This window comes from Gemella parahaemolysans, assembly GCF_053758945.1.
This window is the reverse complement of record NZ_JBSMTP010000001.1, coordinates 233057-259411: the sequence shown is the minus strand read 5'-3', so window position 1 is coordinate 259411 and position 26355 is coordinate 233057. Positions and strand designations below refer to the sequence as shown.

The 26355-nt window shown below is 31.4% G+C and carries 30 protein-coding genes; 5 read left to right on the top strand and 25 right to left on the bottom strand.

Annotation, left to right across the window (positions count from 1 at the left end):
• The 4 genes from ACWOBP_RS01165 to ACWOBP_RS01150 are packed head-to-tail and all read right to left on the bottom strand — an operon-like array spanning position 1 to position 3267.
• A complete protein-coding gene (locus tag ACWOBP_RS01165; protein ID WP_455337098.1) occupies positions 1-801 on the bottom strand; it encodes an ABC transporter permease in 801 nt (266 codons plus the stop codon).
• Entirely contained in the window at positions 801-1619 is an 819-nt protein-coding gene (locus ACWOBP_RS01160; protein WP_455337097.1) for an ABC transporter permease, read from the bottom strand. The genes ACWOBP_RS01165 and ACWOBP_RS01160 overlap by 1 nt, the downstream gene beginning before the upstream one ends.
• Before the next feature lie 3 nt (positions 1620-1622).
• Positions 1623-2711 (bottom strand): ABC transporter ATP-binding protein, encoded by a 1089-nt coding sequence (locus tag ACWOBP_RS01155; protein ID WP_455337096.1) that lies wholly within the window; start codon positions 2709-2711, stop codon positions 1623-1625.
• Positions 2712-2721: 10 nt separating this feature from the next.
• A complete protein-coding gene (locus ACWOBP_RS01150) occupies positions 2722-3267 on the bottom strand; it encodes a helix-turn-helix domain-containing protein (protein WP_455337095.1) in 546 nt (181 codons plus the stop codon).
• 328 nt (positions 3268-3595) lie between these two features.
• Between ACWOBP_RS01150 and ACWOBP_RS01145 the strand changes: the two genes are divergently transcribed.
• A complete protein-coding gene (locus tag ACWOBP_RS01145) occupies positions 3596-4444 on the top strand; it encodes an RluA family pseudouridine synthase (protein WP_455337094.1) in 849 nt (282 codons plus the stop codon).
• Positions 4445-4496: 52 nt separating this feature from the next.
• Here ACWOBP_RS01145 and ACWOBP_RS01140 read toward each other — a convergent pair whose 3' ends face one another.
• From ACWOBP_RS01140 to rpsB, 6 genes are all read right to left on the bottom strand, one after another.
• Positions 4497-4742, bottom strand: a complete 246-nt coding sequence (locus ACWOBP_RS01140) for a YneF family protein (RefSeq protein WP_294682792.1) — start codon at positions 4740-4742, stop codon at positions 4497-4499.
• Positions 4743-4744: 2 nt separating this feature from the next.
• The gene (locus ACWOBP_RS01135) at positions 4745-4954 is read right to left on the bottom strand and encodes a DUF896 domain-containing protein (RefSeq protein WP_455337093.1); all 210 of its coding nucleotides are present in this window, start codon (positions 4952-4954) and stop codon (positions 4745-4747) included.
• A 4-nt stretch (positions 4955-4958) separates the two neighbouring features.
• Entirely contained in the window at positions 4959-5516 is a 558-nt protein-coding gene (gene frr, locus ACWOBP_RS01130) for a ribosome recycling factor (RefSeq protein ID WP_294682796.1), read from the bottom strand.
• Positions 5517-5540: 24 nt separating this feature from the next.
• The gene (gene pyrH / locus ACWOBP_RS01125) at positions 5541-6254 is read right to left on the bottom strand and encodes a UMP kinase (RefSeq protein WP_294682798.1); all 714 of its coding nucleotides are present in this window, start codon (positions 6252-6254) and stop codon (positions 5541-5543) included.
• 119 nt (positions 6255-6373) lie between these two features.
• Positions 6374-7261, bottom strand: coding sequence for a translation elongation factor Ts (gene tsf / locus ACWOBP_RS01120; RefSeq protein WP_371453547.1), 888 nt, complete (start codon positions 7259-7261; stop codon positions 6374-6376).
• Between the two features lie 57 nt (positions 7262-7318).
• Entirely contained in the window at positions 7319-8053 is a 735-nt protein-coding gene (rpsB, locus tag ACWOBP_RS01115; RefSeq protein ID WP_294682802.1) for a 30S ribosomal protein S2, read from the bottom strand.
• Between the two features lie 381 nt (positions 8054-8434).
• On the opposite strand from rpsB, the gene ACWOBP_RS01110 reads away from it, so the two are divergent.
• From ACWOBP_RS01110 to ACWOBP_RS01100, 3 genes are all read left to right on the top strand, one after another.
• Positions 8435-9463, top strand: a complete 1029-nt coding sequence (locus tag ACWOBP_RS01110) for a metal ABC transporter solute-binding protein, Zn/Mn family (RefSeq protein WP_455337092.1) — start codon at positions 8435-8437, stop codon at positions 9461-9463.
• 125 nt (positions 9464-9588) lie between these two features.
• Positions 9589-10299 (top strand): metal ABC transporter ATP-binding protein, encoded by a 711-nt coding sequence (locus tag ACWOBP_RS01105; RefSeq protein WP_455337091.1) that lies wholly within the window; start codon positions 9589-9591, stop codon positions 10297-10299.
• Complete coding sequence (locus tag ACWOBP_RS01100) at positions 10292-11086, top strand: metal ABC transporter permease (RefSeq protein ID WP_294682808.1); 795 nt, start codon at positions 10292-10294, stop codon at positions 11084-11086. The genes ACWOBP_RS01105 and ACWOBP_RS01100 overlap by 8 nt, the downstream gene beginning before the upstream one ends.
• A gap of 126 nt (positions 11087-11212) precedes the next feature.
• Here the strand turns inward: ACWOBP_RS01100 and ACWOBP_RS01095 are convergent, their stop codons facing one another.
• Complete coding sequence (locus ACWOBP_RS01095; RefSeq protein ID WP_455337090.1) at positions 11213-12907, bottom strand: septation ring formation regulator EzrA; 1695 nt, start codon at positions 12905-12907, stop codon at positions 11213-11215.
• Positions 12908-13225: 318 nt separating this feature from the next.
• Here ACWOBP_RS01095 and ACWOBP_RS01090 point away from each other — a divergent pair, with 318 nt between their 5' ends.
• On the top strand, positions 13226-13693 hold the full coding sequence (locus ACWOBP_RS01090) for a GAF domain-containing protein (protein ID WP_455337089.1): 468 nt from the start codon (positions 13226-13228) through the stop codon (positions 13691-13693).
• A 49-nt stretch (positions 13694-13742) separates the two neighbouring features.
• Here the strand turns inward: ACWOBP_RS01090 and ACWOBP_RS01085 are convergent, their stop codons facing one another.
• From ACWOBP_RS01085 to pheT, 14 genes are all read right to left on the bottom strand, one after another.
• Positions 13743-15341: an ABC-F family ATP-binding cassette domain-containing protein gene (locus ACWOBP_RS01085; protein WP_455337088.1), complete on the bottom strand. Its 1599-nt coding sequence runs from the start codon at positions 15339-15341 to the stop codon at positions 13743-13745.
• Between the two features lie 247 nt (positions 15342-15588).
• The gene (rbfA, locus tag ACWOBP_RS01080; RefSeq protein ID WP_048801943.1) at positions 15589-15948 is read right to left on the bottom strand and encodes a 30S ribosome-binding factor RbfA; all 360 of its coding nucleotides are present in this window, start codon (positions 15946-15948) and stop codon (positions 15589-15591) included.
• Between the two features lie 12 nt (positions 15949-15960).
• Positions 15961-18015, bottom strand: a complete 2055-nt coding sequence (gene infB, locus ACWOBP_RS01075) for a translation initiation factor IF-2 (protein ID WP_371453554.1) — start codon at positions 18013-18015, stop codon at positions 15961-15963.
• On the bottom strand, positions 18015-18326 hold the full coding sequence (locus ACWOBP_RS01070) for a L7Ae/L30e/S12e/Gadd45 family ribosomal protein (RefSeq protein WP_371453556.1): 312 nt from the start codon (positions 18324-18326) through the stop codon (positions 18015-18017). The genes infB and ACWOBP_RS01070 overlap by 1 nt, the downstream gene beginning before the upstream one ends.
• Positions 18326-18613 (bottom strand): RNase P modulator RnpM, encoded by a 288-nt coding sequence (gene rnpM, locus ACWOBP_RS01065; RefSeq protein ID WP_455337087.1) that lies wholly within the window; start codon positions 18611-18613, stop codon positions 18326-18328. Before rnpM ends, ACWOBP_RS01070 begins: the two co-directional genes overlap by 1 nt.
• 13 nt (positions 18614-18626) lie before the next feature.
• Positions 18627-19658, bottom strand: coding sequence for a transcription termination factor NusA (gene nusA, locus ACWOBP_RS01060; protein WP_455337086.1), 1032 nt, complete (start codon positions 19656-19658; stop codon positions 18627-18629).
• A 20-nt stretch (positions 19659-19678) separates the two neighbouring features.
• Positions 19679-20143: a ribosome maturation factor RimP gene (gene rimP, locus ACWOBP_RS01055; RefSeq protein WP_455337085.1), complete on the bottom strand. Its 465-nt coding sequence runs from the start codon at positions 20141-20143 to the stop codon at positions 19679-19681.
• A gap of 134 nt (positions 20144-20277) precedes the next feature.
• On the bottom strand, positions 20278-20661 hold the full coding sequence (gloA, locus tag ACWOBP_RS01050) for a lactoylglutathione lyase (protein ID WP_455337084.1): 384 nt from the start codon (positions 20659-20661) through the stop codon (positions 20278-20280).
• Positions 20662-20682: 21 nt separating this feature from the next.
• The gene (locus tag ACWOBP_RS01045) at positions 20683-21540 is read right to left on the bottom strand and encodes a DegV family protein (protein ID WP_455337083.1); all 858 of its coding nucleotides are present in this window, start codon (positions 21538-21540) and stop codon (positions 20683-20685) included.
• A 37-nt stretch (positions 21541-21577) separates the two neighbouring features.
• Positions 21578-22123 (bottom strand): transcription termination/antitermination protein NusG, encoded by a 546-nt coding sequence (nusG, locus tag ACWOBP_RS01040; RefSeq protein WP_455337082.1) that lies wholly within the window; start codon positions 22121-22123, stop codon positions 21578-21580.
• A gap of 11 nt (positions 22124-22134) precedes the next feature.
• Positions 22135-22308, bottom strand: coding sequence for a preprotein translocase subunit SecE (gene secE / locus ACWOBP_RS01035; RefSeq protein WP_455337081.1), 174 nt, complete (start codon positions 22306-22308; stop codon positions 22135-22137).
• Between the two features lie 182 nt (positions 22309-22490).
• On the bottom strand, positions 22491-23342 hold the full coding sequence (locus tag ACWOBP_RS01030; protein ID WP_455337080.1) for a bifunctional 5,10-methylenetetrahydrofolate dehydrogenase/5,10-methenyltetrahydrofolate cyclohydrolase: 852 nt from the start codon (positions 23340-23342) through the stop codon (positions 22491-22493).
• Positions 23326-23949, bottom strand: coding sequence for a glycerol-3-phosphate 1-O-acyltransferase PlsY (gene plsY, locus ACWOBP_RS01025; protein ID WP_455337079.1), 624 nt, complete (start codon positions 23947-23949; stop codon positions 23326-23328). Before plsY ends, ACWOBP_RS01030 begins: the two co-directional genes overlap by 17 nt.
• Positions 23950-23956: 7 nt before the next feature.
• Positions 23957-26350, bottom strand: a complete 2394-nt coding sequence (pheT, locus tag ACWOBP_RS01020) for a phenylalanine--tRNA ligase subunit beta (RefSeq protein WP_455337078.1) — start codon at positions 26348-26350, stop codon at positions 23957-23959.
• Positions 26351-26355: the final 5 nt, after the last annotated feature.

The window sequence follows — 26355 nt, the reverse complement described above, 5'->3', positions numbered from 1 at the left end:
TTATCTTACCTCCCTTTTTAATTTACTAGTATTGATTACATAATAAATTAATACCGCTACAACAACAAAGATAGTTAAAACTGTAGATAAAGCATTAATCTGTAAGTTAATTCCTTGTCGTGCCATTGAGTAAATTTCAACAGAAAGTGTTTGGAATCCATTACCTGTCACAAAGAACGTCACAGCAAAATCATCTAAAGAATAAGTTAATCCCATAAAGAAGCCTGCCCAAATCCCTGGAGTAATATAAGGAATTACAATTTTACTTAATACTTGAGGATAAGATGCTCCAAGATCTATCGCCGCATCAACCATACTTCTTGGCATCTCATATAGTTTAGGTAATACCATTAATACAACTATTGGAATACTAAATGCAATATGAGACAATAATACTGACCAAAACCCTTGAATAGTATCTAAACCTGTGTACTTAGAAATAAATGTAAACATTAACAAGAATGAACATCCTATAATAACGTCAGGACTTACAATCAGAATATTATTCCCTACTAAGAAAGAATTTTTCTGTTTATTAGATTTTAAAGAATATATTCCTAATGCTCCCAGTGTCCCAAAAATAGCAGAAAATAATCCGCAGAGTAATGCAACAACAACCGTGTTAATTACAATAACCATCATACGCGTATTTTCAAATAAATCTACATAATGTTTCCAAGAAAAACCTTCGAAATCAATCATTGTCTTACCTGAGTTGAACGAGTAGTATGCTAGGTAAATTAGAGGTATGTATAATATTGCAAAGATAACCCCTAAATATATTTTTGAAGTTAATTTCATTATTTTCTACCTCCAAAATTAGTTTTGTCTTTAGTATTTGTAAGAACCATTATAATTCCCATTACTACTATTAAGAATACCGCGATTGTTGAACCTACTCCCCAGTTTTGAGTTACTAAGAAATGTTCTTCAATAGCTGTTCCTAAGTTGATAATTTTGTTCCCAGCAACAAGTCGTGTAATCATGAATAATGATAGAGCTGGAATAAATGTTACCTGAATACCAGTTTTAACACCATTAATACTTAATGGTAAAATAATTTTTAAAAATGTAGTTTTAAAGTCAGCACCTAGATCATAAGACGCTTCTATTAAGTTTTTATTCATACCAGAAACCGAGTTATAAATAGGTAATAACATAAATGGTAAGAATATGTAACTTGATACAAAAATAAAACTAAATGAATTAAATAGTAAACTTTGAGTTCCGATACCAATGTATTCTAAGAAACTATTAATTGTTCCATATTCACCAAATAATCCTAAGAACGCATAAGTTTTTAATAGGATATTAATCCACGTCGGCAAGATAATTAATAGAAGTAATAATTCTTTATGTCTACTTTTATTAATAGCAAATGCTAGCGGATAACTAATTATTAAACATATAAGCGTAATTAAAAATGCATACCAAAAACTATAAAGTGTCATTAATACATAAGTACTACTAAAAAATATCTTATAATTTTCAAGTGTAAAATTACCATCAATATCTCTAAATGAATGGTAGAAGATAAGTAATATAGGAAATACTACAAAAAGTAACATCCACATTACATATGGAATCATAAAAAATGAACGTGTTTTTCTATTAAACATTTTTTATTCCTCCTCTTCATATGATTCAAGACGAGCATCAAATTCTTCTTCAGTTTCTCCAGGTACCATTATATGAATCGCTTCAGGATCAAAGTTTAAACTTACAGCTGCTCCTGGTTTAGCTTGTTTTGTTGAGTGAACAATCCATTCATTGTATTGATCATCTAAACAACAGATTTCATAGTGAACTCCTCTAAATAACTGAGTATCTACTACTACACTGATTTTACCTTTATCAGCGCTTGTAATCTCTAAGTCCTCTGGGCGAATAACTACTTCTACACGTTTATTTTTATCTAAACCAGCATCTACACATTCATATTGTTTACCGTAGATTTCAACTAAATAGTCATCTAACATAACAGCATTTACAATATTTGATTCACCGATGAAGTCAGCTACAAAACGGTTTACCGGCTCATCATAAATATCAGTAGGGGTACCACTTTGCTCTATTTTACCATGGTTCATTACAAAGATGTAGTCACTCATCGCTAGCGCTTCTTCTTGGTCGTGAGTTACATAAATAAATGTGATTCCTGTTTGTTGTTGAAGTTCACGAAGCTCATATTGCATCTCTTGACGAAGTTTTAAATCAAGCGCTGATAGTGATTCATCCAACAGGATAATTTCAGGTTCATTGACTATTGCACGAGCAATAGCAACACGTTGTTTTTGTCCACCACTCATCTCACTTATATCACGATTTTCAAAACCAGCTAAGTTAACTTGCTTAAGAGCTTTTTTTACTTTCTTTTTAATAATTTCTTTTTTTTCATTTTTTATTTTTAATCCAAAAGCTACATTTTCAAATACATTCATGTGTGGGAATAACGCATAATCCTGAAACACAGTATTTACATGTCTCTTATTCGCAGGTAGATCATTAACTACTTTATCATCAAGTACTACATCACCTGATGTTGGACTTAAAAATCCACCAATTAATTTTAAAATTGTACTTTTACCACATCCACTCGGACCTAGTAACGTATAGAATTTTCCTTTTTCTATTTCTAAATCAATATTCTTTAATACATGTGTATTACCAAAAGACATTGATACATTTTTAAATTCAACAATATTTGCCATTATTTTCTCCTTATAAATACGAATTAGTCGCTACAATCAATACTTCACACTCTTCATCAAAAGGATTTGATAATCTATGTTCAGAGGTAGCTAAAAAATAAAAACTTTCATGAGCTGAGGCTATAAACTCCTCCTCTCCTAGTTTTAATTTACATTTTCCCTTCAGTATATAACATAATGTTTCTGATTCAGAAGGATCGAATGTTTTATAATTACTATTTTTTTCTAATTTAAGAATTAATGATTCCATCTCTTTTTCATTCGATTCTGGAACCAACCAAGTAAGTTCATAACCTTCATCAGTTTCTTCATAACTAGTTTGATCTTCAACTGAATAATATACCTTCTGACTAGTACTCTCCTTATCAAAGAAATCTTTAGGAGCACAACCTAGTACTTGGAGGATATTGAAAAAAGTATCCATTGATGGAGATGCTAAATCACGCTCTACCTGGGATATATATCCTTTACTGAGATCTGTACGCTCCCCTAGTTCCTCTTGGGTGAGGTTTTTTTGGATTCGTAGTCTTTTTAATCTTTCACCTATAGAATACATAATGTCTCCTTAATATTTTAAACAAAGTACAACTTGTTTAATTATATTTAACTTTTCGTTATTTTTGTTTATTATTATCTAACTTATCGTTAGCTTTGTTTACCACTAGTAAACTTATCGTTAATTAAGTTTATCTATATTAAACTCCGTGTTTAGTATTGTTAAAACACAAATAATATATTACTATATTTTCAAGTTAAAATCAAGTTAAAATTATCATATTCACAAAGTTTTTATTTTAAAAGCAAATTGATTTTAAACTTTATTATCTTTTGATTTTAGGATATAATAATACTATTAAAAATAAGAAAGAAATTAAGGTATAATAATGAAATTTAAAATAATACAACCTTTCCCATCAGTTGAAAGTTATTTAAGTCAATTTTTAAAAGTGTCTAAAAAAAATATACATACAATTAGAATGCAAAGCCATCACGATAAAAATACAATAAAAATAAACGGCAAAGAAGCGGATTTAATATCAAGCTTATCTACAAATGATTCACTAGAAGTAAATATAAGTTTAGCAAATTCTAAGTACTTAGCAAGTTCTGCCATTACTATAAATAAAGAATACGAGGATGATTATATTCTTATCGCATCAAAACCATTCGGTATTAAAACTCATCCAAATGATATAGAAGATGAAAATGATACACTAGTTAATTATTTAATAGCGGATTATAACTATCTAGAACCTATTCACAGACTTGATATAGATACTTGCGGTTTAGTAATTCTAGCAAAAACCCCTCTAATAAAAGCTAAACTAGACCAAATGCTTGAACAAAGAGCAATTAAACGCTACTATACAGCATTAATAAAAAACAATATTAAACCACAAACTATTAATACTAATATAGGAAGAGATAGTAAAGAGAAAAACAAAATGGCTGTAACTAGAAACGGCAAGAATGCTATTACTAATATACTTGAATGTAGTAAATTAGATCAAAATAGATTTGCAGTACTTGTCTCTCTTGAGACAGGTAGAACTCATCAAATACGAGTCCATTTAGCTTCCATAGGTGTTCCGATAATAGGAGATAAATTATATTCAAAAGACGGCTATAAATACGAAAAAATGTATTTAGGAGCATTAAAAGTAGTTTTTCCCCACCCTGTTACAGGAAAGACTTTAGAAATCCAATCATCAATTGAAAAAGATTTTATATAATAATAAATGAAAAACAGATGTGCAGTATTATTACACATCTGTTTTATTTAAATTATTTTTTCATTTGTTTTTGAGCTTGTTTTTGCGCTTTTTGCATGTTGCTCATAACTTGATTGATTTTTTTACGAGATGGTTTTTGTCCCATTTGACTCATCATACTCATAACCATATCTTCGTTAATTTGAGGATTTTTTTCCATGTAGTTCATGAAATTACGTCTTGCTAGATAGAAACCTCCAACAACACCGACAAGTAAACAAATTGCTCCAACTAAAATTGTAACTGCAGTTGCACTCATTGTTAATTTCCTTTCTTCTTAGGAGTTATATCTTCTCCATTTTCATTAATTACTCTTGTATTATCTAATATGTTTCTCATATTAGCTTTAAAATTCTGTAAATATAATTGTCTATATTTAGCTAATTCTTCTGCTTCCTCAGCAGTTAATTCACGCTCTCTTTTTGTAGCGTTAAGTGAATTAATTTTAGCAATAACTTCTGTCATTTCCATATTATTATACACTCATTAACTCATCTTGTTTTTCTTTAGTAACTTTATCGATTTCAGCAACGAATTTATCAGTTACTTTTTGAATATCATCAGAATATCCTTTTAAATCGTCCTCAGTAATTTGAGAAGCTTTTTCTAATTTTTTCATAGCATCCATTGCATCACGACGAACATTACGTACAGCAACTTTAGCTCCTTCAGATTCTTTACCTACTAATTTAGCAAGTTCTTTACGACGTTCCTCAGTTAAAGCTGGGAATACGATACGAATTACTGTACCATCGTTAGCCGGATTTAATCCTAAATCAGATGCTTGAATAGCTTTTTCAATATCTCCTAATAAAGTTTTTTCATATGGAGAGATTACAAGCATTTTAGGTTCTGGTACAGAAACCCCTGCGACTTGGTTAATCGGAGTTGGTACACCATAGTAATCAACTGTTAATCTATCTAAAACAGCTGCACTAGCTTTACCAGCTCTGATAGATGCTAATTCACGACGTAAACTAGCAATCGCTTTTTCCATTCTTTCGTTTAAATTATTCATTATTTGTTCAGGCATAATTGTAAACTCCTAATATAAATTTTATTCAATAATTGTTCCTAGATTTGAATCAGAAACAACTTTAACAATATTATCTGCATCATCTATTGAAAAGACAATAATTGGCAGGTGATTATCCATACAGAATGTAATTGCTGTAGAATCCATTATTGTTAACCCTTTGTTCATAATATCCATGTATGATAACTTATCATATTTAGTTGCTGTACTGTCAAGTTTTGGATCAGCAGAGTAAACACCGTCTACTCCATTTTTACCCATTAAAATAGCTTCGGCACCAATTTCTTTTGCACGTAATGCCGCTGTTGTATCTGTTGAGAAATATGGATTTCCAATTCCAGCCGCAAATATAGCAACACGACCTTTTTCTAAGTGTCTAATTGCACGTCTTCTAATATAAGGTTCCGCCATTGCTTTCATTTCAACAGAAGTTAATACACGAGTATCAACACCTTTTTGTTCTAATGAATCTTGTAATGCTAATGAGTTCATAACTGTAGCTAACATCCCCATTGAGTCAGCTGTAGCACGCTCCATCCCTAGTTCTTCACCAGTTTTTCCGCGCCAAATATTTCCTCCACCAACAACAATAGCAACCTCTACCCCTTGTTTTACTACCTCTACGATTTGAGAAGTTATTTTTGTAACAACTTCAGAATCAATACCGAATCCTTTTCCACCTGCTAGTGCTTCACCACTTAGCTTATATAAAACTCTTTTATATTTAGTAGCCATTTCTATCCTCCTAATAAATTACAGACATTATTGTTTCTACTATACTAATTTTTTAAAAAAGCACACACAAGAAGTGTGTGCTTAACCTCTTTTAATAAAATATATTAAATAGAGAATTATTATTTGCTAGCGTTAACTTGGCTCATTACTTCTTCAGCAAAGTTATCTTCTTTTTTCTCGATACCTTCACCAACTTCGTAACGTACGAATTTAGCAAGTTTTCCACCTTTTGATGCTACGAATTTTTCAACAGTGAAACTATCATCTTTAACGAATTTTTGTTTAACAACTGTGATTTCTTCTAGGAATTTGTTAATTCTACCAACGATCATTTTTTCAACGATGTTAGCAGGTTTTCCTTCGTTTAATGCTTGCTCAGTTAATACTTTTTTCTCGTGCTCAAGTACATCAGCTGGTACTTCGCTTTCGTCTAAGTATTTAGGAGCTAAAGCAGCGATGTGCATTGCAACATCTTTAGCTGCTTCTTCATCAGTGCTTCCTTCAACAAGAGTAAGAACACCAATTCTTCCTCCCATGTGAGAGTATGCACCGAATGCATCAGCGTCAGATTTAGTTACAACTTCAAATCTTCTTAATGAAAGTTTTTCACCGATTGTAGCGATACCTTCGTTAATTACTGCTTCAACAGTTCCACCTTGAGCTTCTACTTGAAGAGCTTCTTCTAAAGTTGCTGGTTCAGCTGCTAAGATAGCTTCTGCAACATTTTTTACTAAAGCAACGAATTTTTCGTTTTTAGCAACGAAGTCAGTTTCTGAGTTGATTTCTAAGATAACAGCTTTGTTACCTTTAACCTCGATGTAAGAAAGACCTTCTGCAGCGATTCTGTCAGCTTTTTTAGCTGCTTTAGCGATACCATTTTCTCTTAGGTAGTCGATTGCTGCATCGATATCTCCATCAGTTTGAGTTAGTGCTTTTTTACAGTCCATCATACCAGCACCAGTACGTTCTCTTAATTCTTTTACCAAACTAGCTGTAATTTGTGCCATTTTGATTTGCCTCCGTTATTTTATTATTAATATTTTTATTTGTTTTATAATCTAAAATTATTCTTCAGTTGCTTCTACTTCTTCAGAAACTTCTTCAGTTTCTTCGATGTTACCTTCGTTGTAAGCTACAAAAGCGTCTGCCATTTTAGCTGTTAATAATTTAACTGCACGGATAGCATCATCGTTTGCAGGGATTACGTAATCAACATCATCTGGATCACAGTTTGTATCTACGATACCTACTACAGGGATTCCTAATTTTTTAGCTTCAGCAATTGCGTTGTGCTCTTTCTTAGGATCTACTACGAAGATTGCATCTGGCATACCTTTCATTTCACGGATTCCACCTAAGAATTTAACTAATTTATCGTATTCTTTTCTTAATTCGATAACTTCTTTTTTAGGTAGTACTTCGAATACTCCATCAGCTTCCATTTTTTCGATTTCAGCGATTCTGTCAATACGTCCTTTAATAGTTTTGTAGTTAGTTAAAGTTCCACCTAACCAACGGTGATTGATGTAGTATTGACCACTTCTTTCAGCTTCTTCTTTAATAGCATCTTGTGCTTGTTTTTTAGTACCTACGAATAACATTTTTCCGCCTTGATCAGCTACTGATTTTACGAATTCGTATGCTTCATCAACTTTCTTAACTGTTTTTTGTAAGTCGATAATGTAGATACCGTTTCTTTCTGTGAAGATGTATTTATCCATTTTAGGGTTCCATCTTCTTGTTTGGTGACCGAAGTGTACACCAGCTTCTAATAATTGTTTCATTGAAATAACTGCCATAGTTATTTTCCTCCTTGGTTTTTTCCTCCGACATTCTCTAAGCTTACTGCAAACATAAATGCACCGAGCAGCTACTCAAATGTCGTGTGTTATATTTTTTGTTGGTTTTTACTCAACTTTATTAATTATATAGCATTACCAACTAAAAATCAAGTATTTTAATAAAAATCCTACTAACAATTATCTTCTATAACAATATTAAATATTTTTTAACTAATTCTTATTAATCATTCTGCTATTTATATATGTACATATTATGAAAATTATTTCTAATTTTTCACATTAATCAAAATTATTTCGTTTAAGAACTTGATTTTTTCATAAAGTAGTATTATAATTTATTAGAACGTAATAATTACGAATAACGGAGGAGTATTACAAATGAATAAATTTTTAAAATTAATATCAGTTGTTGCTGCGTTCGCCCTACTTTTAGTTGGATGTTCAAGCAAAACTAATTCTGGAGCTTCTAACTCTGGAAATAAAACCAAAATTGTTACTTCAGTAAACTTTTATGCAGAAGTAGCTAAGAGTATCGCAGGAGATAAAGCAGAAGTTTCTTCTATTATAACTTCTACTTCGGTAGATCCACACGATTTTGAACCAACTGCTCAAGATGCTAAAACTGTTGCTGATTCTAACATCGCTATCTTAAACGGTGGTGGTTACGATTCTTGGTTCGAAAAACTAACTGCTAATAGTAAAGACATCAAAAAAATTGACGGTGCTAAACTACTAGGTCTTAAAGATGGAGATAATGAACACATTTGGTACAACCCAGAAGTAATGAGTAAGGTTGCAGATGAACTTACTAAAGTCTTATCTGAAAAAGACTCTGCTAATAAAAATTTCTATGAAAAAAATAGAGATAACTACAAAAAAGAACTTTCAAAAATTACTGATAAAATTAATTCTTTAAAAGATAAAGCAAATGGTAAATCAGTGTTAACAACTGAACCAGTTTTTGAATATGCTGTTGAATCACTTGGGTTTAAAACAACAGATCAAGTTAAAAAATTAGCTCAAGCAACTGAAGAAGGAAATGATCCTGCTCCTCAAGACTTAAAAGCTATTCAAGAGCAAATTAAATCTAAAGAAATTTCATTAATCATCAATAACGTTCAAACAACTAATAAAACTATCGAAGGTTTAATTACTCTAGCTGAACAAAACAAAGTACCTGTTCTTAATGTAACCGAAACACAACCAGACGGAAAAACTTACATCGAGTGGATGTTAGATCAATATAATAAATTAGAAGAAATTCTAAATGGCGGTGCTGGTGAAAAAGCTTATCACGTAGAAGGAGCTGATGAAGGTCACTCTCACGAACACGGACATGAAGGTCACTCTCACAGTCATTCTCACGATGACAAAGATCACGATCACGAAAAAGAACATAAACATTAATACGAAGATTAAAAATTAGTCTTCACATATTATAAATATGTAGTATAATATAAAGAAGAGATTCTAAATCGTATCTCTTCTTTTTTATATTAAAAATAAAATTTTAAATTTACTTAGGAGATTTTATGGCTGAACTTAAAATAAAAAATCTCACTTATTCAATAGGAGATAAAACAATATTAGATAACATTTCATTTTCTGTAACTTCGGGAGATGTTGTTGCTGTTGTTGGAAAAAATGGTGTTGGTAAAACAACATTATTAAACAATATTCTAGAAAAATTAAATAAAACTAGCCAAATTACACTTGTTGGAGAAAACCCAACTCTCGGATACGTTCCTCAGTTTAGACAGATAGATGAAGAACTTCCTCTATCTGCTACAGACTTTGTATCACTTCCTATTCAAAAAGGATTTCTTCCATGGCTTAGTAAAAAAGAAAAAGAAAGCATTAAAGAAGCATTAGAACTAACAAATTCTCTAAAACTTCAAAATAAATCTATAGGTACTCTCTCAGGTGGAGAAAAACAACGTGTATTTTTAGCACAAGCATTGGTAAATAGACCAAACTTACTACTACTTGATGAATTCACATCAAATTTAGATAAAACTAGTGAAATCGAATGTATGACTTTAGTTAAAGAAATTACAAAGAAAGAAAACATCATTACTCTATGTATAACACATGAACTTTCACTCCTTGACGAAAAATACGTTGATAAAATCCTTTATCTAGAAGAAGGTTGCTTCAAATTTATTAGTATAGAAGATTACAATATAGAAAAAAATAATCTAAAATTATGCAAACACTATGTAGGAGATAACAACCATGTTTAATTATGATTTTATGCAAAATGCTTTTATAGCTGGTACAATTGTTGCAATAATGGCAGGTTATATCGGTGTGTTTGTAATGGCTAGAAATATGTCATTTATCTCACATACCCTATCTCATGTCGGATTCGCAGGAGCAGCTTTCGCTGTTTTCTTAGGTATAAATCCAATTTACGGATTATTAATTTTCACTGTCACAATGTCATATCTAGTAGGTCATCTAAGTGTGAAAGCATTTAGACGTGAGGCGACAGTAAGTGTAATGTTAGGAATATTCTTAGGATTAGGATTATTATTCTTATCATTAACACCTAAAAGTACAAGCTATGTTAACAACATACTATTCGGTAGTGTTGTTTCTATAACAAGAGACGATGTAAAATTAATATTTACACTAGCACTTGCTGTAATACTACTACTTTCTATTTTTTATAGAAAAATCAAATTCGATTCATTTGATGCGATTGGGGCAAAAGCATTAGGACTAAACGGAAAATTTATTTCAATATTTTTCTTAGTTTTACTTTCAGTTGCAACAAGCATTACAGTTCCAGTAGTAGGAGCATTATTAATGTTCGTTCTACTGACAGTTCCAGCCAGCGCCGCAAGATATCTTACTAATAAAGTAGGCCTAATGATAGCTATATCAATATCATTCGCTCTAATAGGTACATGGGCAGGGATTACCCTTTCATATTATACTTCTCTACCTACTACTTTCTTTATAGCAACTATCGAAGCATTATTTTACTTTTCTAGTTTAGGCTACTATAACCTAAAGAGAAAATAATAAAATCCAAAATAAACCACTGTTACTATCACATTCAATAGTCACAGTGGTTTTTAGTTATTCTACTTAAAAAATTTTATTATACAAAAAAGTTCCAACCCTATCACTAAGGCTGGAACTATCTTATTATCTAGGTTTTACTGAATTTCTAATTCTTTCGTATGCACCGGGCTCAACTTTATCTAGAGAATTTCTAATAATTTCTAGAGTTTTGTTGTAACGATACTCTCTGTAATATTGCTCAGCAACTGTTAACTGTTGATGGAATTCAACATTATCTTTTCTGTATCTATTCGCATAACGAATAAGTTTTTCGATTAATTCAATATCAGTAAGAATATTATTTACTTCAGAAGAATAAATATCTAGAGATTCCTCTGCTTCAGCAACTGAACGTTTTAATAAGTCGATATTAATCGGTTCTTTTTTAAGCTCTTCAATAGCATATCGATAACTATCAGTTACATCTTTATATAAAACGATAAATCTATCACTGAATCCTGGAACACGTGAGTTATCTAATTTACGTTTAATAACTTCTTTTTCTTGGTTAATGAAGATAAGTTTTTCACGAGCGTGACCTTCTTCTTCACGAAGACTTGTTAAGTATCTAGAATAATTTGTTTGGTCTTCTTCGATTTTTTCTAATCCTTGGCCTAATAATTCTACTTTTTCTTTTAAGTCTTTATAGTTTAATTTTGGTTGATTATTAATATAAACATCAATATCATGTTTAACATCAAGTAAATCACTTAACTCATCATAGTAATTTGAAACCATTTCTTCATCTTTTTGATAAATTTGGTATCTATTTTTTATTTCTTGAATGTTATTGTATAGAGCTTCATTTAATTTATCTTGTAATTCAAGTTTGTTAGTAATCTCTCTATAGTTTTCTTCAATGTATTTTTTATAATCAAGTTCTTTTTTAAGATCATTAGAAACCTCATCGATAACATCATAAATACCATCAAGAATGTTTTCAATTAGATCAATATCTCCAGATTTAACTTTTTCACGGGCATCACTTAATTGCCAAACTATACTTTCAATTTTACTTGAAATTTCTAAGTGAGTAAGTTTAAATCCTTTTTTCTCCATTTCCTCAACTTTAAGTCTTAATGACTGAATTTGAGCTGGACAAGTTTTTTCAATTTCTTTTAACAAGTCAGGCAGTACTTCCATTCTTTCTTTAAGATTATCAATTAATCCCTTAACAGTATTAATTTTATCTTGTGCTTCGATGTACTTACCAGTAGATGTTAAAAGTTTAAAATCATCAAGTTGTGGAGCTATTTCTTTGATATTTTGTTCAAATTGTTCTGCAGCTGCTCCATATTGATGACGCTTAGCTAATAATTCTCTATTAAGCTCTTTATACTCAACTACGATTTCTTCATACAGTTCTCTATTTCTAGGTTCAACTTCTGTTAATTCTTTAATTTCTCTTCTTATTCCAGCGATTCTATCTTTAATATTTGCTATTAATTCACCACTGTTCATAATTACTTCATCAGCACGTTTGAAATTAAATTTATCAATATAAGTTTCTGCACTATAAAGATCTCTGTCAAGTTCTTCAATATCGATACTTTGAATTTCGTACCATTCGCTTTCCCATTGAGCATAAAGTTTTTCAGCTTTACCAGCAATTTCCAGCGCTTTTACTTTTTTCAAATCATCAGATAGTGTTTCTCTCTCTAGCTCATCTTTCATAACTAAAAGAGGGTATAAATCTTGTTTTTTCCTATTTCTAAAGACGAATAGTGCGACTACTCCCCCAAGAACAAGGATACACACAAATAAAAATATATATGTCATATATCTTCCCCCTGAAATTTAATATTTAATTTTTTACGTTTATTTATACAATAACCTAACAAAATTATACCATTTTTATCACAAAAAACAAAGTGTTTCAATCACTTTTTTGAATTTTTTTCAATTTTTTTTATTCAGCAAATAACTAAATATTTTTTATTTATTGTTATTTCTCTAACCATTTTAAATAAACATTAATAAATTAATTTGATTCTAAACTTTCTAAACAATATTATTTAAAAACTATTATACTTATCACTTTATTTTTTGTTACTATTATGCGAAAATATAATAAAGTCTTTTAAAAGAGGTATTTTAATGAATATAGTAGAAAATAAACAATTATTTATAAGCCAAGCAACTGCTTTAGTATCAGGAGAAGATAATTTAGTTACTAATTTATCAAACCTTTCAGCTTTATACAAAGAGTATTTGCCAAATACAAACTGGGTTGGTTTTTATTTATTAGATGAAGAAAAAAACAATTTGGTTTTAGGACCATTTCAAGGAAAAGTAGCTTGCACTCGCATACCATTCAACAAAGGTGTATGTGGACATTGCTATACAACTTGTGAAACTATTTATGTTGAAGATGTACATAAGTTTCCAGGACATATCGCATGTGACAGCGCAACTAACAGTGAATTAGTAGTTCCAATTATCAAGAACAATAAAGTAGTAGCTTTACTCGATATAGATTCTATAGAATTCAATAGATTTTCACAAGAAGAAGTAGAAGCTTTCAGCGAAGTAACTAAACAAGTTTTTGAGAACGTAATTTTTTAATAACAATATTAAAAGGAGATATACAAAAAAGTATATCTCCTTCTTTTTATTAATCTATAATACCTTTAAATCTTAGATAGTTTTCGTAATCCATCTCTTTGTTGATTGCACCTTCTGGCGTTAATTCAACTACTCTATTTGCTATTGTTTGAATAAACTCATAGTCATGAGATGTAAAGAATACAGAACCTTTGAAAGCAATAATACCTTCATTGACAGCTGTAATAGATTCTAAGTCAAGGTGGTTTGTAGGCTCATCTAGAAGAATAACATTAGCTTTTGATAACATCATCTTAGATAACATACAACGCATTTTTTCTCCCCCTGATAATACGTGAGCACGTTTAAGCGCTTCTTCACCAGAGAATAACATTCTTCCTAAGAATGAACGTAAGTATGCTTCACTTTCTTCTTCAGGAGAAGCATATTGACGAAGCCATTCTACTAATGAAAGTTTTAACCCTTCAAAGTATTCAGAATTATCTTTTGGCATATAACTTCTAGAAGTTGTAATACCCCATTTAACTGTACCACTATCTGGTTCCATTTCACCAGCAAGAATTTTTAGTAATGTAGTTTTAGCTACTTCATCCCCTAGTAGGATAACTTTATCATTAGGATTTACAGTGAAGCTTATATTACTTAATACTTCTTTACCTTCTACAGTTTTGCTTACACCTTCAACGATAAGTAAGTCATTTCCGATTTCACGATCTGGTGTGAAACGAACGTATGGATAACGACGACTACTTGGTTTAATATCGTCAAGAGTAATCTTATCAAGCATTTTCTTTCTACTTGTCGCCTGTTTAGATTTAGAAGCATTCGCAGAGAAACGTGCGATGAATTCTTGTAATTCTTTAATTTTTTCTTCTTTTTTCTTGTTGTTGTCTTCTGCCATTCTTCTAGCAAGTTGACTAGATTGGTACCAGAAGTCATAGTTACCAACATAAAGTTGAATTTTACCGAAGTCTAAGTCACAAATGTGAGTACAAATATTATTTAAGAAGTGACGATCGTGGCTGACTACAATAACAGTGTTCTCAAAGTTAATTAAGAACTCTTCTAACCACTTGATTGCACTAATATCAAGACCGTTGGTAGGCTCATCCAGAAGAAGTACATCTGGATTACCAAATAATGCTTGAGCTAAAAGAACTTTTACCTTAATAGCATTATCAAGTTCTCCCATAAGCATTTCATGAAATTCTACAGGAATACCTAAACCTTCAAGAAGTTGTGCTGCATCACTTTCTGCAGTCCAACCATCCATTTCCGCAAACTCACCTTCAAGTTCAGCAGCAATGATTCCATCCTCTTCAGTAAATGGATCTTTCATATAAATTTCATTTTTACGGTTCATAACATCCCAAAGACGTTCATGTCCCATCATTACAACATCAATAACTCTGTTTTCTTCATATGCGAAGTGGTTCTGGCGAAGTACAGCAAGACGTTCACCCTTACCTAAAGAAACGTGACCTTGTTGTGAATCTAATTCACCAGATAATAGTTTTAAGAATGTTGTTTTACCTGCTCCATTAGCTCCGATTAAACCGTAGCAGTTACCATTTGTAAATTTTATATTTACATCTTCAAATAACTTTCTATCTGCAAAACGTAAACCTAAATTTGTTACTTGTAACATTATTTTCTCCTTTAATTCTTTAATTCTATAAAACTCTGTATATTACTTTATACTTAAAGCTTTAAACCTAAATATTTAGATAGTATAGTTAATGATTGGGGATGATTCAAATATTTTCATTTTACAGAAATTAATTTTATCGAGTCAGCCCATTGAATTCATTTTTAAATGAAATTAACCATATTGAGGCGACTTAATCAAAATGACATTAATAAATCACATTAATTAAATCGCTCTTTTATTCTAATTATTCTTCGTCTTTTTCCTTTTTACTAACACTAGCGATTAAGCTTTCAATGTGTAAAGCATATTCAGCTGTAGTGTCATATTGGAAAATAAGTTCCGGAAATTTTCTAATTTTAATTTTCTTAGCAACTTCACTTTTTACGAAACCTTTAATTTTCTTAAATGCTTCTTTTGTTTTTTCTTTTTCGCGTTCTCCACCTAAAACAGTGTAGAAAACTTTTGCTTGAGAATAATCTCCTGTCAAAGCAACTTCTGTTACAGTAACAAATCCTAAATCATGATTTTTAACTTTTGTAGCTAGTACATATGTAATCTCTTTTTTAATTTGTTCTGCAAGTCTGTTAACTCTTAGTTCTGACATAAAGTTTGCCTCCTATTTTTTAACTTCTTCCATGATGTATACTTCGAAGACATCTCCTTCTTTAATATCATTAAAGTTTTCAACAGTCATACCGCATTCATAACCGCTTTGTACTTCTTTAACATCATCTTTAAATCTTCTTAGTGTATCAATTTCACCTTCGTAAATTACTACACTATCACGAATTACACGTACTTTACCGTCACGTGATACTTTACCTTCAGTTACATAAGCACCAGCAATTGTACCAATTTTAGATACTTTATAAACTTGACGTACTTCTGCAAGACCGATAACTTTTTCTACGAATTCTGGATCTAATAATCCTGTCATCGCAGCTTCGATCTCTTCGATAACTTTATAAATAATGCTGTGTAGACGGATATCTACTTGCTCAGTTTGAGCCATTTGTTTAGCATTGTTATCAGGACGCACGTTAAATCCGATTACTACAGCGTTAGATGCTACTGCTAATGTAATATCAGATTCGTTAATCGCACCAACACCAGTGTGAATAATACGTACGTTAACACCTTCAACATCAATTTTAGCTAACGACATAGCTAAAGCCTCAACAGAACCTTGAACGTCTGCTTTAATAATAATGTTAAGGTCTTTCATCTCACCTTGTTTCATTTGTTCGAATAATGTATCTAATGATACAGCTGAATTTGCTTGGCGAGTAGTTTCAATATATTGTTGTTGACGTTTTTCACCGATTTGACGAGCTGTTTTCTCATCACCGAACACCACGAAACGATCCCCAGCATTAGGAACATCTTGTAAACCTGTAATCTCTACTGGAGTAGATGGTTTAGCTGTTTGAATATTTTTACTACGGTCATTAATCATAGCACGAACACGACCAAATGTGTTACCTACTACAAGCGGATCTCCAACATTTAAGCTACCATTTTGTACTAATAATGTAGCTACTGCACCACGACCTTTATCAAGTTTAGCTTCGATAACTGTACCTAAAGCAAGACGATTTGGATTAGCTTTTAATTCTTGCATTTCAGTTACTAATAAGATATTTTCTAATAACTCATCAATACCTTCACCTTTAAGAGCTGAGATTGGTACGAAGATTGTATCTCCACCCCATTCTTCTGAGATTAATCCGTATTCTACTAACTCATTCATAACTCTATCTGGGTTAGCTTGTGGTTTATCCATTTTGTTAACCGCAACGATAATTGGTACTTCTGCAGCTTTAGCGTGGTTAATAGCTTCGATTGTTTGAGGCATTACACCATCATCAGCTGCAACTACTAAGATAGTTACATCAGTGATTTTCGCTCCACGTGCACGCATTGTAGTAAACGCTGCGTGTCCTGGTGTATCTAAGAATGTAATCTTTTTATCTTTCGCACGCACTTGGTAAGCACCAATGTGTTGTGTAATCCCACCTGCTTCCCCAGCAGTTACTCTTGAATTTCTAATTGTATCTAGTAGTGTAGTTTTACCATGGTCAACGTGTCCCATGATAGTTACGATTGGAGCACGCTCTTTAAGATCTTTTTCAGCATCTTCAACTTCGAAGTAAAGATCTAAGTCTTCTTTATTAATTTCAACTTCTTCTTGGATTTCTTTACCGTAATCCATAGCGATTAACTCGATTTGCTCTAAAGTAAGAGACTGGTTAATATTCGCCATAATTTTAAGTTCCATAAATAACTTTTTGATAAGTTCAGTTGAACCTACACTTAGAACTTCTGATAACTCACCAACAGTCATTCCATCTTTAACTAAAATAGTATCTTCTGAAATTGTTTCTTCTGATGGAGCTTCAATAATTGCTGGTTGTTGTTTTTGAGCTTTTTTGTTTTTCTCTTTTTTAATTTTTTTCTTTTTATTTTTCTTACCTTCATTATTTGAAGATTGATCGTTTTGTGCCGCTTTTTCTTGTTTTTTGAAAACACTATCTAGCTTAGCTAACCCCTCTTCTGTTAACATTGACATGTGATTAGATACTTCAATATTAGCATCTTTTAAAACTGTAATAAGGTCTTTTGATTGTTTTCCTACTTCTTTAGCGTACTCATAAATTCTGACTTTTTTCATTACTGTTTTCCTCCTTCTTCTAATAATTGTTTGAATTTTTTTATAAATCCATCATCAGTTATTCCTACAGCAACACGATTATCTCTTCCAATCGCTATACTAATATTTTCAATCGTAGAAAATTCGATACATTTTACATTGTAGAAATTAGCCTTGTCTGTTAATTTCTTTTTCGTATTAACACCGCAATCTTCTGCAATAACTAACAATTTGATTTTATTATTTTTTAAATTTTTTGTGATTAAATCTTCACCTGTAATAAGTTTACCTGCTCTTTGCATTAAACCTAATAAATTATATGCTTTTATCATTATTTTTGTGGAATTGACTTTCTATAGATTAATCTAATTACCTCATTATAGATAGGTTCCATAACTTCTGGTGATGCAGAGAAAAACTTCTCTAATTGTTTCTTTTCCTGTGCAGCTTTAATAACTTCTAAATCAGCTACTACATAAGCTCCACGTCCTGCTTTCTTACCAGTAGAATCTACAGAAATTTCTCCTTCTTTGTTCTTAACGATTCTTAATAAATCTTTTTTAGCGAACATTTCGTTTGTTAATATACATTTTCTTGTTGGTATTTTTCTTTTTTTCACAAACAACACCTCACTATTCTGTAGCTTTTATGTCGATTTTCCAACCTGTTAACTTAGCAGCTAGACGAACATTTTGTCCTTTTTTACCAATTGCTAGTGAAAGCTGGTCATCCTTAACCTTAACATTTGCAATTTTTTCTTCTTCATCAATATTGATTTCTTCTACTTTAGCTGGTGCTAATGCATTTGTAATAAATTTAACTGGATCAGTATCCCAAGTAATAATATCAATTTTTTCACCGTTTAATTCTTCAACGATACGGTTAACACGCTCACCTTTATTACCAACACAAGCACCTACAGGATCAATATTTTTATCTTCAGCATATACAGCTAATTTAGTTCTTTCACCTGCTTCACGTGACACACTCTTAATTTCTACAGTACCACTGTAAATTTCTGGTACTTCAATTTCGAATAATCTTCTGATAAATTCAGGATGTGATCTTGAAGCTAATACATGTGGTTTACTTCCACGAGTTGGATTATCAACTTTAGCGATATAAACTTTAATTGGAGTTTGAGGAACATAAGTTTCACCTTTAACTCTTTCATTTTCACCCAAAATTGCTTCGATTTTTCCTAGTTTAACATAAACATATCTAGAATCAATTCTATCTATTGTACCTGAAAGAATCTCACCTTCGTGTTCGATGTATTCTTTATAAAGAATTTCTTTTTCAGCTTCACGAAGTCTTTGTAATAAAGCTTGTTTAGCAGCTTGTGCTCCTACACGTCCAAAGTCACTTGGTAAATCAACCACTTCATAAATATCACCAACTTCATATGCAGGATTAATTTTTAATGCATCTTCAAGGGCGAATTCAATTCTGTCATCATAAACTTCTTCAACAACATCTTTTCTAATAATGAATTTATAATCACCTGTAGCTCTATTGAAATCTACTCTTACATTTTTAGCAGCATTGAAATTCTTTTTATAAGCCGACAATAAAGCTAATTCAATAGCTTCTACTAGAATATCTTCTGCAATTCCTTTTTCTTGTTCAATTAATTTAATAGCTTTAAGCAAATCCTTGCTCATCTTTCTTTCTCCTTTAATAATTAAAATTTAACAGCCAATCTAATTTTAGCAATTTTACTATAGTTAATTGTTGATTTTTTAACTCTCGCTTTATCTTTATACTCAACAGTAATTTCTTCACCTTCAACAGCTAAGATATCACCATAAAATTCTTTTTGATTATCAATTTTTTCATACGTTTTAATATAAACATGTTTCCCAACAGAATTAGTTACTTCTTCTAAGTCTCTTAAATCTCTTTCGATTCCTGGAGAAGAAACTTCTAAATAATATTTATCACTAATAAAATCTTCTTTATCAAGTTCTTCTGCTAGTTTTTCACTTAATAATACACAATCATCAAGTGTAAGACCTCCATCTTTATCGAAGTAAATACGTAAGAAATACTCACTTCCTTCTTTTACGTATTCTACATCATAAAGAGAAAATTCCGTGTTTTCTGCTTGTTTTATTGCTATTACTTTAACTTTTTCTACAACACTCATACAGTACACCTCTTTCTTAAGTTTTAATTGCAATATAAAAGAGCGGAGAACCTTTCAAAATTCACCACCCTTTCGGTAATTTATTTCAATGTATGTACATTATATCATATAATCATAAATAAATCAAATGATAACTACATTTTAGTACGAATTACTTCAATCTTGTATCCATCTGGATCTTTAATGAAATAATAGCTCGGCGGGAAGCCTGGTAACCCTTTAAGATCTGTCACGTCATATCCTGCCGCTTTGTGTTTTTCATATAGTGCTTCTAAATCTTCTACAGAAATGGCTATATGACCATATCCATCTCCTAAATCATATGCACCATGATCATAATTATAAGTTAATTCTAACTCATAGTTTGAACCTGGCAAAGTTAAGTATACTAATGTAAACTTGTACTCCGGAAAGTCTCTTTCACGACTTACTACAAAGTCGAATGCTTCAGTATAAAATTTAACTGATTCTTTTAAATCTGCTACACGGTAGCATGTGTGTGCCATTGTTTGTACCATAATCTTTACCTCTTATATTTTTTATAATATTGTCCACCCAAATCCAACCGCACCTATTCCTAAGTGTGTAGATATAACAGGACTAATTCCATCAATCTCAACAGTTACATTTGAATAATTTTCTTCAACATAATTTTTAATTTCTTCCGCCTTATCCAATGCATCAACATGAATTACACAAACAGTAATATGTTCACCTTCATGCTGTTTATAAAACTTATCAAATAATTCATAAATTCTAGCCACAACTTTTTTATACGTACGTATCTTTTGAAAGGGCACTATAACTTTGTTATCAAAATGTAGTAACGGTTTCACTTGAAGTAAACTTCCTACTACAGCTTGCGCACCACTTAAACGTCCACTACGTTGCAAATGTGATAAGTCATCCGCCATGAAATATGCATTTGATACTTTTTTCATCTCATTTAATGCTGAGATAATTTCTTTAGAAGTTTTTCCTTCTTTTATTAATTTAGCTGCTTTTATAGCATAATACCCCTCAGGTCTACAAGAAACTTCAGAGTCAAATGGATGGACATTCAGCCCATCAACCATAAGACCAGCCACAGAGTATGATGTAAATGTACCACTAATTCCACTCGAAAGTGCAATAGCAATTACATCAGTATACCCTTCTTCTTTTAGTTTTTCTAAGCAAGATACAACCTCACCTATAGCAGGTTGAGAAGTTGTAGGGAAGGAATTGTTTGGATTTCTTAAGTATTCATGATATTTATCAAGCGGCATATCAATAACTTCTTTATAAGAATTATTATCAATAATTAGATTTAAATAAACAGTACGAATATCTAATTCTTTCTTTAAATCTTCTGATAAATATGCAGTTGAATCCATAATTATTGCAATCTTTTCCACATTCTATCCGACTATCATATAGATAGCTTTTCCTTTCTTAGAATTTTTCGATATTATAAAGTTCAAGCTCCACTTTAGTTTCTCTACCCATAAGCTCAATCATAACATCTGCTTTATAGTTATGTAAATCAAGGTTTACAACTTTACCTTCCATATCAACGAATGGACCAGAGATAACACGAACATAATCTCCAACTTCGATATCGATATCTACCACATTTGATAGACCCATTTGTTGCAAAATAAAGTTAATTTCTTCTGGTAATAATGGACTAGGTTTAGATCCTCCACCATGAGAACCTACAAATCCTGTTACACCAGGTGTATTTCTAACTACAAACCATGAATCATCTGTCATAACTAATTCAACAAGTACATAACCAGGGAATGTTTTTCTATTTACTTCTTTTTTCTTTCCTGTTGGAGTTAAGATTGTCTCTTTTTCCTCTGGAACAACGATTCTAAAAATTTTATCTTCCATTCCAAGAGACTCAACTCTCTTTTCAATATTATCTTTTACTTTATTTTCATATCCAGAATAAGTATGTATTACATACCACTCTTTACTTATTGTATCACTCATTATAACCTCTCTTATCTACTAAAATGTCTAATTCCAGCAGTTATTCCTAAATCAACTACATAGCTGAATAACATTAATATTCCAACTACAACTATAACAATCAGTGTTTTTCTAACAAGTTCATTAAAAGTTGGCCAACTTACCTTACGCATTTCTGTGGCAACATTTTTTAAGAATCTAATCATTTATTAACAATCCTCCCACGTATATTTCTTTACTCTCTTTATTTTATAAATTATAACATAGTATAATTTATAAGTCCACATCTTTAAAGACAATGCACCTTTATACAATATTATATTGTATCATTAAATCAAAAACATTTCAATTAAATAAAGTCTCAAAGAACATGTATATTTTCTTGAAATTATTTTTCTAGTAAATCATAAGTAGCCGTTAATGTATTTCTCATTAACATTGTGATTGTTAAAGGTCCTACTCCTCCAGGTACTGGAGAAATATAAGCAACTTTCTCCATAAACTCGTCTAGATTTACATCTCCAACTAACTTACCATCTTTGTAGTTATTTCCTACATCAATAATAGTACAAGTTGATTTTACTTTTTCTTTTCCGCTTAAGAAATGTGCAACTCCTACACAGCTAACGATAATATCAGCTTGTTCTATTAACACTGCTAAATCTTTAGTTCTAGAATGAGCAGTAATTACAGTTGCATTATTTTGAAGTAATAAAGTCGAAATAGGTTTACCTACAATATTACTTCTTCCAATTACTAGAGCAAGTTTTCCAGAAATTTCCTCTCCAGTTGATTTAATCATTTCTAGAATCCCTAGTGGTGTACAAGGAATAAGTTTAGCTTCTCCAATTACTAACTTCCCAACATTTATAGGATGGAATCCATCTACGTCTTTTGATGGAGACACAGCATTTAGAATTCTTTCAGCATCTATGTGTTTTGGTAATGGTAATTGCACCAAAATCCCATGAACCTTGTCATCACTATTCAATTTTTCAATTTCGTTTAATAAATCATCAGTAGAAATTTCTTCCGGCAATTCTACTTTTATAGAATTTATATTATTTTCTATACAAGCTTTATGTTTAGAATTGACATAACTTCTTGATGCTTTATTATCTCCAACTAAAACAACTGCAAGCGTAGGCTCAACACCTTTTTCTCTTAAAGCAGTTGCTTCATTTTTAATTTCTTCTCTCAACTCTTTTGCAAGTTGTGTTCCACTAATGATTTTTGTCATTCTTTTTTCCTTTTCCAATTTTTAATTTTGATTGATTTTCTGTACCATTTATTAACCTCTGTATGTTCTTTTTATGCATATAAATAACAAACACGCACATCACTATCATAATCCACTTATCTACACCAGCTTCAAACAAGCTAAGATATCCAATGGCAGTTAAACTAATAAGTATGCTACTTAATGAAACATACCCCGTTAAAAATAGCGTCGAAAAGAATATAGCTAGAAGTAATAAACTTAACATAGGATATAGGAAGATAAATACCCCTGAGCCTGTCGCAACAGCCTTTCCTCCTTTGAAGTTTGCAAAGATAGGAAAAACATGTCCTATCATTGCAAAAGCTCCAAATATCGATAAAAAATCTACTCTTCCTAACATTAATGTTGGAATAAATGTAGCAATTATTCCTTTAGATACATCACATATAAATACTGTAACTCCTGCCTTTTTTCCAAGACATCTAAAAGTATTTGTTGTACCTAAATTCCCACTTCCTAGTGTTCTAATATCAGTATTATAAAATACTTTCCCTACAATTAATGCAAAAGGTATAGAACCAATTACATATGCTAAAACGCAAAATAATATTACTTGTGTAATCATAGACTACCTACCTAATAATAGCTCCGTACTCTGTAAGTGCAGAAAGTACTTTTTCATGTACCGCTGTTACTTCTTCATCCGTTAAAGTTTTTTGTTTATCACTATATGTAATAGTCAACGCAAGTGATTTCTTACCAACTAATAACTCAGCACCAGCATACAAGTCGAATAATTCCACTTTAGTAATTAGTTTACTATTTACTGATTCAATTACATTATAGATATTTTGATATTCATCTTTAACATCAACTAACATAGCGACATCTCTTGTAATCTCAGGATATTTAGTTACCTCTTCATACTTAGGTTTAACTTTACTTTCTGAAATCACTTCATCTAAGTTAATTTCGAATACATATGTAGTATTTAATCCAAGTTTGTCAGCGATTTGTGGATGAACTTCACCGATAAATCCAATACGTTTTTCACCTAGATATACCTCAGCAAAACGTCCTGGGTGCATACCTTCAAGTGTAGATTTTTTATACGTAACTTTTTCATCTAAACCTAAACGTTCGAATACAACTTCCAAGTATCCTTTAGCGGCGAAGAAATCTAATGAACTACTTTCTTTAAGCCATTTAGTTGCTCTTTCTTCTCCAGTTAGCGCAGCACTTAAGTATAATGTTTCTGTAGGTTGGATGTTGTCGTCTCCACTACCGAAGAACACACGTCCAATTTCAAGAAGTTTTAAGTCTTTTTGTTTTCTAGCTACGTTGTATTGAACAGTATTTAATAATCCTGGAACTAAACTTTGACGTAATGTCGAGTGAGTTTCAGTCATAGGCATTAATAATCTTACTTTGTGATGATCTTCTAATGTATACCCCGTAGCTTCTTCTTCAGATACTAATGAATAATTGATAGTATCGTTAAATCCTAAACTAGCATACACTGCACGAAGGTCACGTACCATTCTTTGTGAATAAGTTAAACCACCTTTAGTAGTTTTAGAGAATTTTGGTAATGTTGAGGCTAGATTATCATATCCATAAATTCTAATAACTTCTTCAACTAAGTCTTGTTTAATTGAAATATCAGGTCTTCTTGTAGGTACTTTAACTACTAAGTCTTCTCCTGTTACTTCTACTGTGAAACTTAACCCTTCTAAAATAGCTACGATTTCTTCAGTAGATAATGTAATTCCAAGGTAATTGTTAATGTATGAAGTAGTAATCTCTACAACTTTTTCTTCTTCTTTGTTTACTATTCCAACTGAACTTTCAACCACAGCATTTGGACATAATTCTAAAATTAATTCTACTGCACGAGCTAGAGCTGCTTTTTGCATATTAGGATCGATTCCTTTTTCAAATCTTGCAGAAGAATCACTTCTTAATCCATGAGCAGCTGAAGTACGACGTACTGATGTTGGGTTGAAATATGCAGATTCTAAAATAATATTTTTGGTTTCTTCACTAACCTCTGTGTTTTTACCACCCATTACTCCTCCAAGAGCAATAGCTCGTGTTCCATCAGTAATAACTAAGTCTGTTGTTTGTAATTTTCTCTCTTCTCCATCAAGAGTTTCAAGAACTTCGCCTTCTTTAGCATCACGAACTACGATTTTATCTCCAACCAGATCTTTATCGAATGCATGCATTGGTTGTCCAAATTCTAAAAGTACGTAGTTTGTAATATCTACGATATTATTGATTGGACGAATACCAGAATTCATAAGTCTTGTTTGTAACCATAATGGTGAAGATTTTACTTCAACATTTTTCACAACTTGACCTACATAGTTTCTACAAGAATCACTTTCGATAGCAACTTGCAATGTAGTCGCTTCATAATTTTCTTCTTTCTCGACATCTTTAAAATCAACTTTGTTATTGTATAAAGCACCTAATTCATAAGTAAGCCCACGCATACTTAGTGCATCCGCTCTGTTAGGTGTAATTGAAAGATCTAAGATGTAATCATTTAATCCCAATACTTCAACAACATCAGAGCCTAACTCTTGTTCAATTTCAAATACGTAGATACCTTCTTGATAGTTCTTAGGTACTACACTCTTACTTAACCCTAATTCAGCTAATGAACAAATCATACCTTGTGATTCTACACCACGAAGTTTAGCTTTTTTAATTTTAACTCCTGGTAATTTTGCTCCTACTTTAGCAACAATTACATATTGTCCAGCATCCACATTCGGTGCACCACAAACGATTTGTAGGTTTTCTTCTTCGCCAACGTTTACTTGACATACATTTAATTTTTCAGCATCTGGGTGTTTTTCTTTAGAAACTACATAACCAACTACAACGTTAGAAATTCCTTCTGCTAAATATTCAACACCTTCAACTTCAATACCACCACGTGTGATTTTTTCAGCTAATGCATTTGCATTATCTTCAACATTCGTATATTGTTTTAACCAATTATAACTTACTAACATTACTA

Coding starts and splice junctions, on each gene's coding strand:
- ACWOBP_RS01165 (WP_455337098.1), bottom strand. CDS start 801: ATGAAATTAACTTCAAAAATATATTTAGGGGTTATCTTTGCAATATTA.
- ACWOBP_RS01160 (WP_455337097.1), bottom strand. CDS start 1,619: ATGTTTAATAGAAAAACACGTTCATTTTTTATGATTCCATATGTAATG.
- ACWOBP_RS01155 (WP_455337096.1), bottom strand. CDS start 2,711: ATGGCAAATATTGTTGAATTTAAAAATGTATCAATGTCTTTTGGTAAT.
- ACWOBP_RS01150 (WP_455337095.1), bottom strand. CDS start 3,267: ATGTATTCTATAGGTGAAAGATTAAAAAGACTACGAATCCAAAAAAAC.
- ACWOBP_RS01145 (WP_455337094.1), top strand. CDS start 3,596: ATGAAATTTAAAATAATACAACCTTTCCCATCAGTTGAAAGTTATTTA.
- ACWOBP_RS01140 (WP_294682792.1), bottom strand. CDS start 4,742: ATGAGTGCAACTGCAGTTACAATTTTAGTTGGAGCAATTTGTTTACTT.
- ACWOBP_RS01135 (WP_455337093.1), bottom strand. CDS start 4,954: ATGGAAATGACAGAAGTTATTGCTAAAATTAATTCACTTAACGCTACA.
- frr (WP_294682796.1), bottom strand. CDS start 5,516: ATGCCTGAACAAATAATGAATAATTTAAACGAAAGAATGGAAAAAGCG.
- pyrH (WP_294682798.1), bottom strand. CDS start 6,254: ATGGCTACTAAATATAAAAGAGTTTTATATAAGCTAAGTGGTGAAGCA.
- tsf (WP_371453547.1), bottom strand. CDS start 7,261: ATGGCACAAATTACAGCTAGTTTGGTAAAAGAATTAAGAGAACGTACT.
- rpsB (WP_294682802.1), bottom strand. CDS start 8,053: ATGGCAGTTATTTCAATGAAACAATTATTAGAAGCTGGTGTACACTTC.
- ACWOBP_RS01110 (WP_455337092.1), top strand. CDS start 8,435: ATGAATAAATTTTTAAAATTAATATCAGTTGTTGCTGCGTTCGCCCTA.
- ACWOBP_RS01105 (WP_455337091.1), top strand. CDS start 9,589: ATGGCTGAACTTAAAATAAAAAATCTCACTTATTCAATAGGAGATAAA.
- ACWOBP_RS01100 (WP_294682808.1), top strand. CDS start 10,292: ATGTTTAATTATGATTTTATGCAAAATGCTTTTATAGCTGGTACAATT.
- ACWOBP_RS01095 (WP_455337090.1), bottom strand. CDS start 12,907: ATGACATATATATTTTTATTTGTGTGTATCCTTGTTCTTGGGGGAGTA.
- ACWOBP_RS01090 (WP_455337089.1), top strand. CDS start 13,226: ATGAATATAGTAGAAAATAAACAATTATTTATAAGCCAAGCAACTGCT.
- ACWOBP_RS01085 (WP_455337088.1), bottom strand. CDS start 15,341: ATGTTACAAGTAACAAATTTAGGTTTACGTTTTGCAGATAGAAAGTTA.
- rbfA (WP_048801943.1), bottom strand. CDS start 15,948: ATGTCAGAACTAAGAGTTAACAGACTTGCAGAACAAATTAAAAAAGAG.
- infB (WP_371453554.1), bottom strand. CDS start 18,015: ATGAAAAAAGTCAGAATTTATGAGTACGCTAAAGAAGTAGGAAAACAA.
- ACWOBP_RS01070 (WP_371453556.1), bottom strand. CDS start 18,326: ATGATAAAAGCATATAATTTATTAGGTTTAATGCAAAGAGCAGGTAAA.
- nusA (WP_455337086.1), bottom strand. CDS start 19,658: ATGAGCAAGGATTTGCTTAAAGCTATTAAATTAATTGAACAAGAAAAA.
- rimP (WP_455337085.1), bottom strand. CDS start 20,143: ATGAGTGTTGTAGAAAAAGTTAAAGTAATAGCAATAAAACAAGCAGAA.
- gloA (WP_455337084.1), bottom strand. CDS start 20,661: ATGGTACAAACAATGGCACACACATGCTACCGTGTAGCAGATTTAAAA.
- nusG (WP_455337082.1), bottom strand. CDS start 22,123: ATGAGTGATACAATAAGTAAAGAGTGGTATGTAATACATACTTATTCT.
- secE (WP_455337081.1), bottom strand. CDS start 22,308: ATGATTAGATTCTTAAAAAATGTTGCCACAGAAATGCGTAAGGTAAGT.
- ACWOBP_RS01030 (WP_455337080.1), bottom strand. CDS start 23,342: ATGACAAAAATCATTAGTGGAACACAACTTGCAAAAGAGTTGAGAGAA.
- plsY (WP_455337079.1), bottom strand. CDS start 23,949: ATGATTACACAAGTAATATTATTTTGCGTTTTAGCATATGTAATTGGT.
- pheT (WP_455337078.1), bottom strand. CDS start 26,350: ATGTTAGTAAGTTATAATTGGTTAAAACAATATACGAATGTTGAAGAT.